This window comes from Paraburkholderia youngii, from assembly GCF_013366925.1.
GTDB lineage: Bacteria > Pseudomonadota > Gammaproteobacteria > Burkholderiales > Burkholderiaceae > Paraburkholderia > Paraburkholderia youngii.
This window is the reverse complement of record NZ_JAALDK010000001.1, coordinates 4,452,374-4,467,258: the sequence shown is the minus strand read 5'-3', so window position 1 is coordinate 4,467,258 and position 14,885 is coordinate 4,452,374. Positions and strand designations below refer to the sequence as shown.

Below are 14,885 nucleotides of genomic sequence, written 5' to 3'. Positions count from 1 at the left end.
AAGCCCGCAGAGGAGAGATCATGGCAATGACTCGTGAGGACAATGAGCTGCTGACCCGCGTCGAGAACGGCGCGCCGATGGGCGACATGATCCGCCAGCACTACTGGATTCCGGCCGTGCCGTCGGCGAAGCTCGAAGCCGACGGCGCACCGGTGCTGGTGCGCTTGCTCGGCACGAACTACGTGGCGTTCCGGGCGACTGACGGCCACGTCGGCGTGGTGGACGAACTGTGCCCGCATCGCCGCACGTCGCTGATGATGGCTCGCAACGAGGACAACGGCCTGCGCTGCATCTTCCACGGCTGGAAGATCGATGCGACCGGTGCCGTCGTCGAAGCGCCGAACCAGGTCGGGGACCAGGCGCAGTTCTGCAAGCGCGTGAAGACCGGCCAGTACCGCGTTCAAGAGCGAGGCGGCCTCGTGTGGGTGTGGCTCGGCAAGGGCGACACGTCACCGGTGTTCCCCGAACTGCCGTTCATGGACCTGCCGCCCGAACACCGCTCGGTGACGAGCGTCGAAGTGCCGACCAACTGGGTGCAGGCCGTCGAAGCCTCGATGGATTCGTCGCACGTCGGCGTACTGCACGAATCGACCACGCAGATCACCGCGGGCGGCGGAAACGAACGCATGCTCATGTCGAAGGCGCTCGCGCCGCGCTTCGAGTTCGAAGATCGTCCGTATGGTTATCGCTATGCCGCGCTGCGCGACATGCCCGACGAGAAGGTCTACGCACGCGTGAACAACTTCGTGATGCCGTGGTACGGCATCATCTGCCCGCCTGATGCGAAAGGCCCGACCACGGTGTTTTTCTCGACCCCGGTGGACGACGTGACGCACCGTGCCTGGTTCGTGCAGTACAACCCGCACCGCCCGCTCGGCATGACGATCATGTCGGCCACGCCGGACGTCTGGAATTTCCCGCCACTGCCGCCGGGCACGCGCGAGGAATCGTTCGGCCAGAACCGCGACCTCATGAAGCGCGGCCACGCGACGGGCTTCTACCAGCACCTCGGCACGGAAGACTTCGCGATGTTCCTCGGCCAGGGCGCGATCTACGACCGCACCCAGGAACAGCTGTGCTCGGCCGACGGCGCCGTGCTGCGCGTGCGCGCATTGCTGCTGAAGGCAGCGCGCGAGTTCATGGCCGGCAAGACGCCGACCCTCGCCGAGAGCCCGGAACTCGATTACTCGAAGGCCGTCTCGGTCGGCGGCGTGATTCAGGCCGGCGCCGATTGGCGCTCGCTTGCGGACTCGAAGTAGCACCGCGAAATAAAACCCTGCAGTAAAACCGCGCGGCGTTCCCGCGCGGTGAGACCGATGCAATCTCCACGGAAAGACCACCATGCTCGCGCCTACTCTCAAGCTGCGTGTCGCGTCAGTCAGCGCGCCGACCTCGCTGATCAAGTCCCTCACGCTCGAAGCTGAGGACGATGCGCTGCTGCCCGGCTACGAGCCGGGCGCACACATTCAGGTTGAGATCCCTGCGGCCGATGGCGGCGTCGCGCAATGGCGCTCGTATTCGCTGATCAACACTGATCCGCAAGTCGATACGCGCGCGGGTGTGCGTGCCTACCGCCTCGGCGTCCGGCGCGAGGACGAAGGCCGCGGCGGTTCGCGCTTCATGCACACGCTGCAGGCGGGCGCCACACTCACGGTGCGCGCACCCGTCAACCACTTCCCGCTCGCCGCACCGCCCTCGGTCATCCTGATCGCGGGCGGCATCGGCATTACGCCGATGGCGGCTATGGCGGCGGAACTGAGCAGGCAGAACCGCGACTACTCGCTGCACTTCTCGGGCCGCACGCGCGATGCGCTGCCGTTCGTCGAAGAACTGCGTGCCGTCGCGGGCAAGCGCCTCGTGCTGCACGCCGACGACGACAACGCGACGCGCCTGTCGATCGAGGTGCTGCTCGACGGCGCCGAGGTCAACCAGCCGATCTACGTGTGCGGGCCGTCCGGCATGATCGACGCGGTGCTCGCGGCGGCACGCCAGCGCGGTTGGCACGAGTGCGACCTGCATTACGAACTGTTCAGCGAAGTTGCACCGCAGGACGGCGACAGGACCTTTGAAATCGAACTCAAGTCCTCGGGCAAGGTGCTGACCGTGCCCGCCGACAAGTCGGTGCTCGACACCCTGCTCGATAACGGCGTCGACGTCATGTACGACTGCCGTGCCGGTTACTGCGGTCTGTGCTCGACCCAGGTGGCGAGCGGCGACATCGAGCATCGCGACACCTACCTCTCCGATACGGACAAGGCGGGGGGGAAAGTCATGCAGGTGTGCGTGTCGCGCTGCAAGAGCGAACGCCTCGTGCTCGACCTATGACCTGTCGCCCGGTCATCCTGAACATCACCAGACAAACATCCAACGGAGCGCCGCATGAGCGAAACCCAGGTTACCTATGAACTCGACGGCGCCGTTGCGCTGATCGGGCTGAATCGTCCCGAGAAGCGCAACGCGATCAACGAGGAAGTGATTGCGCAACTGCGTGATGCCGTCAACCGCGCCGGCGACGAAGCCATGTGCGGCGTGATCTACGGCCATGGCGGCAACTTCTCCGCTGGTCTCGACCTGCGCGAGGCGCTGTCGCGCGCCACCGGCCAGACCGCCCCGCCGAAGAAGCGCCGCCGTCATTCGTGGCACGAAGTGTTCGACCTGATCGCGCGCGGCCCTATTCCGTTCGTCGCGGCGCTGCACGGCGCCGTGGTCGGCGGCGGTCTCGAACTGGCGACGGCGGCACACGTGCGCGTCGGCGACAACTCATGCTTCTTCGGGCTTCCCGAAGGCCAGCGCGGCATTTTCGTGGGCGGCGGCGGCACGGTGCGCATCCAGCGTGTGGTCGGCTATACCGTCATGGCCGACATGATGCTGACGGGGCGTCTGCTGACCGCCGAGGAAGGCCAGCGCGAGCACATCATCACCTATCTGACGCCGATCGGCGGCGCACTCGACAAAGCCAGGGAAATCGCCGCAAAAATCGCGCAGAACGTGCCCGACACCAACTGGCGCATCACCAACCTGCTGCCGCGCGTGAACGATCTCTCGCATGAGGACGGCCTGTTCCTCGAGTACATGAGCTCGAACATGATGCGTTCTCCCGAAACCGCCGCACGTCTGCAGAGTTTCGTGGACGGAAACGCCAAACTCGTCAAGCCGGAGTAAAGCAACGATGAATGCACCCGCAGAACTCACGCCGCAGGAAGCTGCGGCACTGGCCCATGTGAAGGCCGCCGAAAAGCTCGCCGCGCAAATCCCGGTTGCCGCCGGTGTCAAGCCGCGCGATATCGGGCGCGCAGCCGTGATCGGCGCGGGCACGATGGGCGGCGGTATCGCGATGGCGCTCGTGGCGGCCGGCATCCCGGTCACGCTGATCGACGCGAACGACGAAGGTCTGCAGCGCGGCCTCGCACGCATCAGCGACAACTATAACCAGAGCATCAAGCGCGGCAAGCTGGACGACGCCACGCGCGATGCGCGGCTCGCGCTGATCACGGGCTCGACCGCGATCGCCGACGTCAAGGACGCGGACATCGTCATCGAGGCGGTGTTCGAAGATCTCGGCCTCAAGCAAGGCATCTTCCGCGAACTCGATCGCCACGCGAAGACTGGCGCGATCCTCGCCACCAACACGTCGGGCCTCGACATCAACGAGATCGCGGCTGTCACGACGCGCGCGCAGGACGTGGTGGGCGCGCACTTCTTCAGCCCGGCGCACGTGATGCGTCTGCTCGAGGTCGTGCGCGCCGACAACACCTCCGACGAGGCGGTCGTCACGCTGATGGAACTCGGCCGCCGCATGGGCAAGGTGGCGGTGTACTCGCTCGTGTACCCCGGTTTCATCGGCAATGCGCTGTTCCGCAACTACAATCGCGAAGCCCACTTCCTCGTCGAAGACGGCGCGCTGCCGCACGAAGTCGATGCCGCGCTCAAGGATTTTGGCTATGCGATGGGTATTTTCGCGGTGCACGACATGGCCGGCAACGATGTCGGTTACCAGACGCGCAAGGCACAGATGGCCACGCGTCCGAACGATCGCCGCTGGAACGACCTCATCATGAAACTGGTCGAGATGGGCCGCCTCGGACAGAAGAACGGCAAGGGCTGGTACCGCTATGAAGCGGGCGACCGCACGCCGCATCGCGACCCGGAGATCGAGCAGTACATCGTCGAGGAATCGGCACGCCTGGGTATCACGCGCCGTTCGATCCCCAAGGTAGAGATCATCAAGCGCTGCATGTACGGCATGATCAACGAAGGCGCGAAGCTGCTTGAACAGGGTATCGCGCTGCGCGCGAGCGATATCGACGTCGTGTACGTGACAGGCTACGGCTTCCCAGCCAAGCTCGGCGGCCCTATGTACTACGCCGACCAGATCGGCCTCGCCAATGTCTATCAGGACATCAAGCGCCTGTACGAAGAGTACGGCTACTGGTGGAAGCCTGCGCCGCTGCTCGAAAAGCTCGCGGCCGGCAACGGCAGGTTTGCCGATCTCTGATCTCCGCCATCAACCATGCTGCCCGCTTCACGCGGCAGCATGACTCGAATAGAAAGGCCAGACCTCATGTGAATGAGTATCTGGCCTTTCTTTCTTGACGAAGCACAACCCAGGTGTTTCGTTGTTGGCGCGAAAGCTCTCCCAGATGCACAACGAGGCAACCGGGCGTGATCCGGTCTGCAGGACGAGCAAACGCCACGCATAAGCGTGGCGTCCGAGGCATGGCATGCCGGGAAACCCCATGCATACCTGTACGGCTTGTTCCTGACCGGTCAGAACAGGTGACGAATACCGACTTGCACGGAGAGCTGGTTGGCGGTGCTCGAACGCCCGTTCCCAAAGATTGCATTCGTACCGACGCTGGCGCCGTATGACATCGGCGTCGAGATCAGGAAGTTGTCAGCAAATTGGCGACCAGCAAATGCATGCTGGAGGGTGCCGAAGGCATACACGTCCGTACGCTTGGACAACCGATAGTCGGCACCCAAGCTATACAGATTGAATTTGCCGAGCCGACGCTGATCCATATAGGTAAAACCAGCGCCGAACGTCATAAACGGCGAAGCCTCATAGGTTAGGCCTGCTTCATAGCCGCTTGACACAACGGTGCCAAGCGTCCGGCTATTCGCACTCGTGTACGTGTAGACACCGTTCAAGGCGAAACGATCACCGAGACGCACTTGACCAGCCAACGCTGCCGTGTAAATCGCATCGGCCTGTAGGGCGTATTGCGCCATCGTACCTGCGCCCGGTCCACCAGTTGCACCGACGGCACCGCCTTGCGTGCGGGTAAAGCTTGCGGCCAACGAGTACGGCGCCTTCAACGAACCGGTCGGGCTGTACTTCAGGCCAGCACTGAATACGCTTGCGGCACCGTTGAACGTTCCGCCGAGACGTCCCGGCGTATTGCTGAAACCATACATCACGCCAGCACCGAAGCCATGCCAGATCGGCGTTTCATAGCGCACCATGTTGCTGACTGGCTCACCCGCCAGACGGTCGACGTCATACGAACCGTGGAACGCATACGACGGGGCGAACTGGGCAACGTTCGTGTAGTACGAAATGTAGTCGTAGATGAAGTCGTAGTCGTAACCGGCAATCAGGGTACCGAACCTGTCGCTCGTCAGACCGACAAAAGCGCGGCGGCCGAACAGCGCGCCGCCGTGACTCGCCGTACCGGTATTCAGCGAGAAACCGTTCTCGAGCGTGAAGATTGCCTTCAGACCGCCGCCAAGGTCTTCGACGCCACGCAGACCCCAGCGCGACGCCTGATTGATGCCGTCGTCGAGCTTGAACTGCGAGCTGCCTTTTACGTTGTTCACGTAGGTCAGGCCATTGTCGATAATGCCGTACAGCGTGACGCTGCTTTGTGCATGCACACCTACCGAAGCCAGCGCTGCAATCGCGCCTGCCAATAGTTTCTTCCTCATGTCCACGTCTCCACCTATCTCATTTTTTCAGATCAAACGTAATTTGCTGGTCAGCTTCGCACCGGATCCGAACCATCCCGGTTCCGGTCACCCAACCCCGCCCGCTACACTCGCCAGTGGCTTTAATATTCCACCGACCGATTCGTGGAATACTAATTTGGATTTTGATGCATACCTGTTGCAGCGCGCAAGAATACATTTAGGATATCGACCTATCGTTTTCCCTCACCGGTCATGCGAGCAGACCACGCGGCGCGCAAAGGCTTGCCAGAACTGGGCCTTGGAGGGGATAGCGGGAATGAAGGTGGGAACTGCAGGAATGGGAAGCGTAAATCGCGCGGCGCAGCGATGTATGCGTACAACAGAGTGTAGGTATACCTATTGCGTCTGGCCGTCAGTTCAGTTTGGCAGCCAAAAGAAATGCCCCCAGGGAGCTCAGCTCAAAAAACCAGGGGGCAACGAACGGCAGGGGAGCGGGACTCGACCATCCCGGAAGACGCCAATACGGCGCATCAACGATCGTCGTAAGGCGGTTCCGTTGAGGAAGAACCACCGTCACGCCCAGGCGTGGGCGCACTCGCGAAGTACTCTTCCGGCAAAGTGGCGAGGAACTCCGAAAAGCCCGGCGAGTGCTCGGCCATGGCGGCTTCGGCGGCGGCTTCGTCGCCGGAAAGCAACGCCTGGGCGAGCTTCTGGTGATCGGTGATGGCCTTCTCGCGGCGGCTCGGCGCGAGGAACGGCTTGGGCCGGTAACGCGAGATCAGGCGGCGGATGGAACGAATCTGATCAGCCAGATAATCGTTGTGGCAGGCGTTGCAGAGCACTTCGTGGAATGCCACATTGGCGCGGGCGAAAGCGCGCGGATCGTTTTCCTGCAAGGCGGCGACGCCATCGTCGATCGCCTTTTGGAGCGCCGCTCGCTGTTGGTCGTTCATTCGCCGCGCGGCGAGGCGGGCCGACACCACCTCAAGCTCGCTGAGCAGTTCAAGCACGTCACGCAGTTGCGGCACCGACATCTTGCTCACGAATACGCCCTGCCGCGGCACGATCTGTACATACCGCTGCGCGGCGAGCTGCTGAAGCGCCTCGCGGATCGGCGTGCGCGAGACATTGAAGCGCGTCGCCAGTGCTCGCTCGTCCAACGTTGCGCCCGGGACCAGCTCACCTCGCTCAATTTCCGCTTCGAGAAGGGCCTTGATTTCAACCGACCGGCTTATTTTTGGGATCTGGCTCATCGAACGAGAATGACAGACATAAAAGGTTTAACAGAAAAAATGAATTCCTATGATACCGCAGAGGTATACCAGACATGGATTTCCCGACTAGCGATAATGGGAAACGGCGCCGTATTTGCATACGGCGCCGTCGGGACAACGCTCGCCAAACAGGTCTTACGAATTCTTCAGATGACGCGTCGCACGGAGGTAATGGAAGGCCGACCAGATTAGCACCACGCTCGCCGTCAGCATCGCGTAGCGCACACCATTGGCCGAGGCGTCATGACATGCCGATGCAAATGGACCCTGCAACACGGCCGCGGCACCATGCGGTCCTTTCGGCACGGTACACACCGCGTGGAAATCACCTTGCGTGAACAGGTGCGATGCGAAACGATCACTGAGAAAACCCACCGTCGGCGTACCGAGGCCCTGGCCGATCAGGTTCATCAGCAGGAACACAATGGCCGACGCGGTAGCACGCATGCGCGGCTCGACGATGCTCTGCACCACCGCGAAGGTCGGGCCGTTCCACACGTTCAGCAGGATCGTGCCCATGAACAGCAGCGCGACGCTCAGCTGCCACTGATCTGCGAGGAAGGCTAGTGCCAGCAGCGGGAAACCAAGTCCAGTACCCAGCGCCGGGATTCGCGCATACCAGCGGCGATCGTTGACGCCGACCCGGTCCGCACACACGCCGCCGAGCGTAGTGCCGATGATGCCGCCGACGCCGAGCACCAGACCGAAAATCACGCCGGCCTGGGCAAAGCTCATGCTGTAGACGCGGATGAAATACATCGGGATGAACAGGTTGATACCGTACTGGCCAAACGCACCGATCACCGTGCCGAGCAGCATCTGCACGAAGGCGCGGCTCGAGGTCAGCCGCTTGAACACCACGCTCAGGGGCGGAGCACTGGCGCTGGTGCCGGCTGCGACACCATCGGCGCCGCCGCGCTTGGGCTCACGCAGTGTCAGCCATGCCAGCAGGCCAAACACGAGCCCCGGCAGGCCCACCACAAAGAACACTGGACGCCAACCCAGATGCTCCACGAGCCAGCCGCCTCCGAACGCGCCGGCCAGCACGCCGATCGGCGGTCCCAGCGCATAGACGGCGAGCGCGCTCGCCCGGCGGCGCGGACCGAACTCGTCGGCGATCAGCGAGTGCGAGGTCGGCGTGCTGCCGGCTTCGCCGATACCCACGCCGAGGCGATACAGCATCAGTTGCCAGAAGCTGCCTGCCGTGCCGCAAAGCGCGGTCATCGCCGACCAGGCGACGATCGAGATCGAGATCAGTACGACACGGTTGAATTTGTCAGCCAAACGCGCAATCGGCAGACCAAGCACCGAATAGAAAATCGAAAACGCGAGGCCGCCGAGCAGCCCGACCTGATAATCACTGAGGCCCATGTCTATCTTCACGGCCTGACCAACAACCGCGACGATGATGCGATCGACGAAGCTCGACGCATAGATCAGCACCAGGACCAGCAAAAACCATCCGCGATACCAGCTGCTGCTCGATCTCGTGCCCACATTCTGGGCGATCAGTTCTTCCATATTGCGCGTCTCCACTCGTTCGGGGCTCGGGCGGCCAAGCAGGCAACTCACCTACCCTCTATATCGAAACCTTCTTGTATGCCACGATACCATCGTGGAATTTCAAGTCGATTTTGATGCATAACTGGTGGTCGCGCAATCGGAACATGACCTTGAAGCGTCATCGTTTTCACCTAGCCCAACTTGCGAACGCGTTGCCTTTGGGCAGCCATCACAACGGACCACGCGCTACAGATTGTTTGCTGGTATGGAGCGCCCTCACCGGCAGCAGTCGCGCAGTCCAACATCGGGAGCGTCGCCAGGGAAGCCGGCACCCGGGCCACGCTCGCGCTGATTCAGGCCTGAGGCCAAAAACTCACGCGCGGACTCTGCTACGAATTGGCCGGCTCCGCGGACGGCACCAGGCCGCTTTCCATTCCATAACGCACCAGGTCCGCGTCTCGCTCGATACTCAGTTTGAGCATTGCCGAGCTCTTTTGCGTGCTGATCGTTTTTTTACTGCGACGCAAAAGCTCGCCAATTTCCGTCACAGTCATCCCGGAAACAAACAGGCGTACGACCTCCAGTTCACATCGCGTCAATGGGGCTCCGGCCGTGTTGCCGCGCGCACCCGGGTTGATCGTGTCTGAGATCGACGCCACGCGCGGCGACAGATAGCGACCATTCGCGTAGGCGGCATGTACCGCGATCGTCAGGTTACTGATCGGATCAGCCTTGCTGAAAATACAGCAGTGGCCTCCCTGCATCAGCAGCCGCACAACCGCCGGATTTTCCATCATGCTCAGCACAACCACCCGCACGTTCGGAGAGTGCTGGCGAATGGCAGCGAAAAGAGCCAGTCCGTCGCCATAACGTCCGCCGGGCATCACGTAGTCCGAGACAACCACGTCACAAGGCGAGTTGGTCAGCGCAGCCATCAGTTCGGTCGAATTTTTCGCCGTGCCAACAACCGAGATCGTGTTGCTTCTTTCGAGTTCGTATCGCACGCCTTCGAGAATCACTGGATGATCGTCTGCGAGTATTACGCGAATTCTTGATGTGGTCATAGTCGACTTCCGTCGCAATGTAATTTGAGGCGTTAGAGACGCCATTAAAGTGAGGGGCGGAATTCAAGTTGCATTTCCACGCTTCTCGTGTCGTGTCCTATTGACAATGAACGGGCAAGACTTTATCTACGCCGCATCGGATCAGTAATAGGCTTAGTCTTATAAGTGAGAAATATCAGAAAATAGGACAGGCGTACGTTCGCGGTCTTGAGCGGTCTGTGTGCGGTCGCGACCGTGTTCCGGCGCAGTGACGGTGACTCAATCCAGATGTTTCGTGCAATGCGTAGTTTTTCGTCCCGATGGCGCATGTAACGCGTGACGACGGACGCGCCTATGCCACTTCGAGAGCCAAGATTCCGGACCTGCACTTGCCACGTATGCGTTCTTCAGTGCGACTATCCGGTCAACGACGGAATGCAAATCCGCAAGAATGCAAGCATCCCGTCACGGCTTTACCTTCTCAATGTTATTTGCAAGGGCGAATCGCTTCCTGCATTTATTCTGTGGAGGAAGAACCGTCCGGCATCTTCTGCGATGAAGTCACCAGCCCATTTTCCATCGCATACCGAAACAGATCGACTTCTCGTTCAATGCCGAGTTTTTCCATCGCCTTTGATTTCTGTGTGCTGATGGTTTTCTTGCTGCGACTCAATTTCTCGGCAATCTCGTTCACAGTCAGCCCGGATGCAAAAAGACGCACAACTTCGGACTCGCGCTGACTCAGCACGTCCGATGAGCCCCTGCCCCGACGGTTCCAGTCGATCGACTGGACTATCTGATTGATCGTTGGCGAATAGTATTTGCCGCCGCTATGGACGGCATGAACGGCGGGAATAAGGTGGGCGCCAGCATCGGATTTGCTGACGATGCACGTTACACCTTGTGTAACGAGCGCACGAATCACCGCCGGGTTGTCGAGCATGGTTAGAACGACGATCTTGATCTCGGGATAGCGACGTTTGATCAGAGAGAACAGCGCGATTCCGTCACCGTAGTCGCCCGCAGGCATTGCGTAATCGGATACGAGAACGTCGCACTCTGTGCTCGTTAGAAGCGCGATCAGCTCAGTCGAATTCCTCGCTGTCCCTACCAGCTGGATTGTCTTCACCTCTGCGAGCTCATGCGAAATACCGCTGAGCATGACGGGGTGGTCATCGGCAAGGATGACCCGAATGGCGAACGCATCCATATTGTCAATATCATCGAGATAGGACATTTGTATGATAGTCAGCGGCGGGATGTTTGCTCTGCGGGTTTACCTTCACGTTTTGCGATCGTCGGTTTCTTCGCAGCCAAACACCTGAGGCGTTTAATTTATTGCGTGGAAGGTCGCCGCAGTCCATCCTCGTCATCGTTTACTCCCGTATTCGAGTCTAAATCTCCAGCGAGCGCACTTCCCGGCGCCTCAACCAGCGACCTGCCGCGGTGGCCAGGCAGCGCTTGCAGAACATGATCTCTCTGCCTTGCAAAGTTGGCTTCGGCGATCGTTCGATCACCTACTCTCTTTAGCGAGGGGCCGCTCCCGTCCCGTCGACGGGCCATGTAGAGGCTTGTGACCCGAGCCGGATGCCCGCGCGCGGCAATCGAACTCGCGAGACGCCCGCCGCGCTCGTTGCGGCACACGAAGTAGTATTCTCCAGTGCACACGTTCGACCGATCATCTGATTCGAGGAGCCGAGCCCATGGAAAGCACACTTGTCGTGGCGGCATTCGCTTTTGTCGGTAGCCACTTTCTCCTGTCCCATCCGCTGCGGGCCGGTATGGTCCGGGCAATCGGCGAACGGGCCGCCATGGGCGTCTATTCGCTGATCGCGATACTGACGTTCGGCTGGATGGTCATGGCTTACGACCGAACGCCCGTCTCCGAGCCGCTATGGCCGGCAGGCAACGTGCTGTGGGCGATTGTGACCGTGGTCATGCTGATCGCATCGATCCTTCTGATGGGCTCGCTGATCCGCAACCCGGCGTTGCCCACCGTTGGCCGGTCCGCCGCTCTTCCCGACGCGGCGCACGGCGTGTACGCGGTGACACGTCACCCGATGATGTGGTCGTTCGCGCTTTGGGGGCTGTGCCATATCGCCGTGCTCCCGGTCACCCGGAACATCGTGCTTGCCGGGGCGATCGTCATTCTCGCGCTGGTCGGTGCCGCGTTGCAGGACCGCAAGAAGCGGCGTCTGCAACCGGATCTGTGGCCCGCATGGGAGTCGCAGACGAGCTATCTGCCGTTCGCGGCGATCGCCGCCGGCCGCGCGCGGCTGGGCGGGTTCGGCATGCACGCGCTGATTGGCGGCGTGGTGTTCTGGCTCGTGGCGACCTGGGCGCATATCCCGCTCTCCGGCTGGCCCGCGGGCATCTGGCGCTGGCTCTAGCCGGCCGATTCCACGAGACTTGTTCTCGTGGCGCAAGACTCTTTGTCCACGGTGTGTGTTCGAATTCGCGGCGGATGCGCCTACAGTGCGCTGCATCGGGTCCATCGATTCGAACGGCCAGCAGGCCGAATCAATCTCGCTGTGAGACAAACCATGAGCACTTCCAGGGCCGTCATCGTCACCGGCGCCTCGCAAGGCGTCGTCGCTGAAACCGTCAAAGCTTTCCGCGCGCAGGGTCATCGCGTCGTCGCCACGGCTCGTTCCATCGCACCGGCCGTCGAGGCCGACGCCGGTATCCGCGCCAACGCGGTGTCGCCCGGCATCATCAAGTCGCCGATGCATCCCGCGGAATCGCTCTCGACGCTCGCCGGGATGCATCCGGTCGGGCGCATGGGCGAGATGAGCGACATCGTCAACGCGATCCTCTACCACGACTCGGCACCGTTCGTGACCGGCGAAATCCTGCATGTGGACGGCGGCCAGAGCGCAGGCCAGTGAATGATCTAGCGCCGCCCGTGCTCGCCACCACACTCAAGGAGCCCATCATGTCCGTCAAACAGAAACTCGCCGAACTCGGTCTCGAACTGCCTACTCCGCCGCAACCGCTGGGCAGCTATACAGCTGTCAGCGAAGCCGGCAACCTGCTCTTCATCTCCGGGCAGGTGCCGCTGTCCGCCGGCAAAATGATTTACACGGGCCGTGTCGGCGAGACCCTGACGCTCGAAGAGGGCCGCAAGGCGGCCCAACTCGCCGCGCTCAACGCGCTCGCGCAGATCTCGCAGCATCTCGGCGGCTTCGAGCGCCTGCATCACATCGTTCGCGTCGAGGGGCACGTCAGTTCGGCCGATGGCTTCTACGATCAGCCCGCCGTGGTCGACGGAGCTTCGGATCTGTTCGCCGCCGTGCTGGGTAACAAGGCGGGACATGCGCGCTCGGCGTTCTCGCATAGCCAGGGGCCCGCCAACGCCGCTGTCGTGATCGTCGTCATTGCTGAGATCCTGGCTGCCTGACCGACGCGTGCGACGCGCGACGCTTGCGCTGCCCGCCGACCACATCCGCGCGAGCGTCGTTCATGTCACCACTCCTTGATGGCCACGTCGTAGTCCTCGTCGTAGAACGCGACCAGAAACTCTTCGGGCATCAGCCACGAGTCGACGCTGACGCTTTGCGTGCCAACGTCGACCGCGACTTTCGCGTCGGGGTCCACCGACTTCATTGCATGCTCGATCATCGAAACATCGTCTGCGCGGATTTCGGTTTTCATCGAGAACTTCACGTTTCCCCTCCTCAGTCAGCAACGTTGGATACCGAACGGGACGATGCCCGTCCAGACATGGCGTGTCATGAACCAGCCGCTGACCTCGCACCGATCGCACCGTCGAATGACGATGCCGATACTAGCGCCGCCTGCCGTTTCCTGCTCTGTCGCCGCAAGCTCGCCCTGAATCGGATCAACCTGCGTTCGTCTTGCGCTGATGCGTCGCCACACGCTGCGATTGCGGTTGAGGTTGCGCCGCCATCGCGCGCGAGACCATTTCGTTTTGCTTGATGATCTTGTTGATCTCGGCGTCGGCCAGCGCATCGTACTGCGCGAAAACATCGGTGCTGTAGCGCGTGTTCCGCGCCGCGCCGAGCTGCGAACCGGATTCGTCGCGCGTGTCGGCATCGACCGTCATCGACAGGCCGATACGCAGCGGATGCGCGGCCAGCTCGGCCGGGTCGAGCGCGATGCGCACCGGCAGCCGCTGCACGATCTTGATCCAGTTGCCGGTGGCGTTCTGCGCCGGCAGCGTCGCGAACGCGCTGCCCGTGCCGGCTGAGAAGCCCTCGATACGACCGTGATACCTCGCGCCTCTGCCGTAGACGTCCGAGCTCAGCGTGACCTGCTGGCCTACCCGCATGTGCTTGAGCTGCACTTCCTTGAAGTTCGCGTCGACCCACACGCCGTCGAGCGGCACGATCGCCATCAGCGGCGTGCCCGGCGCGACGCGCTGGCCGACCTGAACCCGGCGTTGCGCGACGTAGCCGGTCACCGGCGCGGGCAACGTATCGCGCGCATAGGCGAGCCACGCGGTCCGCACTTTCGCGGCGGCGGCCTGCACGTCTGGATGCTGCTCGACCGTCGTGCGGTCGGTCAGCGCGTGATTGGCTTCGCCCTGCTGGCGCGCAGCGTCGAGCGCGGCCTGCGCGACGCTGACGGCATCGCGGGCGTGCGCGATGTCTTCGGCGGACACGGCGCCCGTGTCCGCCACGGCCTCGCGCCGGCGCAGGTCGTCGCGGGCTCGGGCCAGATCGGCTTCGCGCTGCGCGACGTTCGCCGCGTAGAAGTCATTGTTGACATACAGGCCGGAGACGCGCCGCACGGTCTGGCCGAGTTGCGCTTCGGCATCGGCGAGCGCGAGCTTTGCATCGGCCGGATCGAGCGTGACGACGGGGTCGCCTTGCTTGACGATCTGCGTGTCGTCGGTGTTGACCGCGATCACTGTGCCCGTGACCTGCGGCGTCAGTTGCACGAGATTGCCGCTGACGTACGCGTCGTCGGTTTCCTGATGATAGCGGCCCTCGGTGTAGTAGTAACCGCCGTAGGCCGCGCCCGCGAGCACGACCGCGGCACCGAGCAGCGCGATCAGGCGCTTGCGGCTCGACGGGGGCGTCGCCTTGTTGTCGCCTTCGGGCGTGGCGGGCGCTTGCGCGCCGCTCTTGTGTTCGGCTTCCTGATCCGCCAGTTCGCGGTCGGTCGTGATCGAATCGCTCATTGCAGTTCT

The 14,885-nt window shown here is 62.1% G+C and carries 14 protein-coding genes; 7 read left to right on the top strand and 7 right to left on the bottom strand.

From position 1 onward, the window contains the following. Window positions 1–20: 20 nt before the first annotated feature. The 4 genes from G5S42_RS20500 to G5S42_RS20485 all read left to right on the top strand — a co-directional run bounded on the left by G5S42_RS20500 (window position 21) and on the right by G5S42_RS20485 (window position 4,495). Complete coding sequence (locus tag G5S42_RS20500) at window positions 21–1,259, top strand: aromatic ring-hydroxylating dioxygenase subunit alpha (RefSeq protein WP_176108463.1); 1,239 nt, start codon at window positions 21–23, stop codon at window positions 1,257–1,259. Window positions 1,260–1,341: 82 nt separating this feature from the next. After that, the gene (locus G5S42_RS20495; RefSeq protein ID WP_176108462.1) at window positions 1,342–2,325 is read left to right on the top strand and encodes a PDR/VanB family oxidoreductase; all 984 of its coding nucleotides are present in this window, start codon (window positions 1,342–1,344) and stop codon (window positions 2,323–2,325) included. Between the two features lie 54 nt (window positions 2,326–2,379). Next, window positions 2,380–3,162: a crotonase/enoyl-CoA hydratase family protein gene (locus G5S42_RS20490; protein WP_176108461.1), complete on the top strand. Its 783-nt coding sequence runs from the start codon at window positions 2,380–2,382 to the stop codon at window positions 3,160–3,162. A 7-nt stretch (window positions 3,163–3,169) separates the two neighbouring features. Then, window positions 3,170–4,495: a 3-hydroxyacyl-CoA dehydrogenase gene (locus G5S42_RS20485; protein WP_176108460.1), complete on the top strand. Its 1,326-nt coding sequence runs from the start codon at window positions 3,170–3,172 to the stop codon at window positions 4,493–4,495. A gap of 272 nt (window positions 4,496–4,767) precedes the next feature. Here the strand turns inward: G5S42_RS20485 and G5S42_RS20480 are convergent, their stop codons facing one another. The 5 genes from G5S42_RS20480 to G5S42_RS20460 form a co-directional block, all read right to left on the bottom strand. Then, window positions 4,768–5,928 (bottom strand): porin, encoded by a 1,161-nt coding sequence (locus G5S42_RS20480; protein ID WP_176108459.1) that lies wholly within the window; start codon window positions 5,926–5,928, stop codon window positions 4,768–4,770. 512 nt (window positions 5,929–6,440) lie between these two features. Then, complete coding sequence (locus G5S42_RS20475; protein WP_176108458.1) at window positions 6,441–7,163, bottom strand: GntR family transcriptional regulator; 723 nt, start codon at window positions 7,161–7,163, stop codon at window positions 6,441–6,443. A gap of 156 nt (window positions 7,164–7,319) precedes the next feature. Then, window positions 7,320–8,705: a spinster family MFS transporter gene (locus G5S42_RS20470; RefSeq protein ID WP_176108457.1), complete on the bottom strand. Its 1,386-nt coding sequence runs from the start codon at window positions 8,703–8,705 to the stop codon at window positions 7,320–7,322. A gap of 371 nt (window positions 8,706–9,076) precedes the next feature. Beyond that, window positions 9,077–9,751 carry a response regulator gene (locus tag G5S42_RS20465; RefSeq protein WP_176108456.1) on the bottom strand — a complete coding sequence of 225 codons (675 nt, stop codon included), beginning with the start codon at window positions 9,749–9,751 and terminating at the stop codon, window positions 9,077–9,079. A gap of 496 nt (window positions 9,752–10,247) precedes the next feature. Further along, complete coding sequence (locus G5S42_RS20460; protein ID WP_176108455.1) at window positions 10,248–10,967, bottom strand: response regulator; 720 nt, start codon at window positions 10,965–10,967, stop codon at window positions 10,248–10,250. Between the two features lie 466 nt (window positions 10,968–11,433). Between G5S42_RS20460 and G5S42_RS20455 the strand changes: the two genes are divergently transcribed. From G5S42_RS20455 to G5S42_RS20445, 3 genes are all read left to right on the top strand, one after another. Further along, window positions 11,434–12,120 (top strand): NnrU family protein, encoded by a 687-nt coding sequence (locus G5S42_RS20455; protein ID WP_176108454.1) that lies wholly within the window; start codon window positions 11,434–11,436, stop codon window positions 12,118–12,120. Between the two features lie 153 nt (window positions 12,121–12,273). Further along, window positions 12,274–12,618: an SDR family oxidoreductase gene (locus G5S42_RS20450; protein WP_176108453.1), complete on the top strand. Its 345-nt coding sequence runs from the start codon at window positions 12,274–12,276 to the stop codon at window positions 12,616–12,618. Between the two features lie 47 nt (window positions 12,619–12,665). Beyond that, a complete protein-coding gene (locus G5S42_RS20445) occupies window positions 12,666–13,130 on the top strand; it encodes a RidA family protein (RefSeq protein ID WP_176108452.1) in 465 nt (154 codons plus the stop codon). Between the two features lie 65 nt (window positions 13,131–13,195). Here G5S42_RS20445 and G5S42_RS20440 read toward each other — a convergent pair whose 3' ends face one another. Both G5S42_RS20440 and G5S42_RS20435 read right to left on the bottom strand, forming a co-directional pair. After that, window positions 13,196–13,384: a copper chaperone gene (locus G5S42_RS20440; protein ID WP_217709927.1), complete on the bottom strand. Its 189-nt coding sequence runs from the start codon at window positions 13,382–13,384 to the stop codon at window positions 13,196–13,198. A gap of 187 nt (window positions 13,385–13,571) precedes the next feature. Beyond that, window positions 13,572–14,876 (bottom strand): HlyD family secretion protein, encoded by a 1,305-nt coding sequence (locus tag G5S42_RS20435; RefSeq protein ID WP_176108450.1) that lies wholly within the window; start codon window positions 14,874–14,876, stop codon window positions 13,572–13,574. Window positions 14,877–14,885: the final 9 nt, after the last annotated feature.

Bases quoted from the DNA above. Each gene is read 5' to 3' on its own strand.
- G5S42_RS20465 (WP_176108456.1), bottom strand. From the start codon at position 9,751: ATGACCACATCAAGAATTCGCGTAATACTCGCAGACGATCATCCAGTG.
- G5S42_RS20455 (WP_176108454.1), top strand. From the start codon at position 11,434: ATGGAAAGCACACTTGTCGTGGCGGCATTCGCTTTTGTCGGTAGCCAC.
- G5S42_RS20440 (WP_217709927.1), bottom strand. From the start codon at position 13,384: ATGAAAACCGAAATCCGCGCAGACGATGTTTCGATGATCGAGCATGCA.
- G5S42_RS20490 (WP_176108461.1), top strand. From the start codon at position 2,380: ATGAGCGAAACCCAGGTTACCTATGAACTCGACGGCGCCGTTGCGCTG.
- G5S42_RS20435 (WP_176108450.1), bottom strand. From the start codon at position 14,876: ATGAGCGATTCGATCACGACCGACCGCGAACTGGCGGATCAGGAAGCC.
- G5S42_RS20475 (WP_176108458.1), bottom strand. From the start codon at position 7,163: ATGAGCCAGATCCCAAAAATAAGCCGGTCGGTTGAAATCAAGGCCCTT.
- G5S42_RS20500 (WP_176108463.1), top strand. From the start codon at position 21: ATGGCAATGACTCGTGAGGACAATGAGCTGCTGACCCGCGTCGAGAAC.
- G5S42_RS20450 (WP_176108453.1), top strand. From the start codon at position 12,274: ATGAGCACTTCCAGGGCCGTCATCGTCACCGGCGCCTCGCAAGGCGTC.
- G5S42_RS20495 (WP_176108462.1), top strand. From the start codon at position 1,342: ATGCTCGCGCCTACTCTCAAGCTGCGTGTCGCGTCAGTCAGCGCGCCG.
- G5S42_RS20480 (WP_176108459.1), bottom strand. From the start codon at position 5,928: ATGAGGAAGAAACTATTGGCAGGCGCGATTGCAGCGCTGGCTTCGGTA.
- G5S42_RS20445 (WP_176108452.1), top strand. From the start codon at position 12,666: ATGTCCGTCAAACAGAAACTCGCCGAACTCGGTCTCGAACTGCCTACT.
- G5S42_RS20485 (WP_176108460.1), top strand. From the start codon at position 3,170: ATGAATGCACCCGCAGAACTCACGCCGCAGGAAGCTGCGGCACTGGCC.
- G5S42_RS20470 (WP_176108457.1), bottom strand. From the start codon at position 8,705: ATGGAAGAACTGATCGCCCAGAATGTGGGCACGAGATCGAGCAGCAGC.
- G5S42_RS20460 (WP_176108455.1), bottom strand. From the start codon at position 10,967: ATGTCCTATCTCGATGATATTGACAATATGGATGCGTTCGCCATTCGG.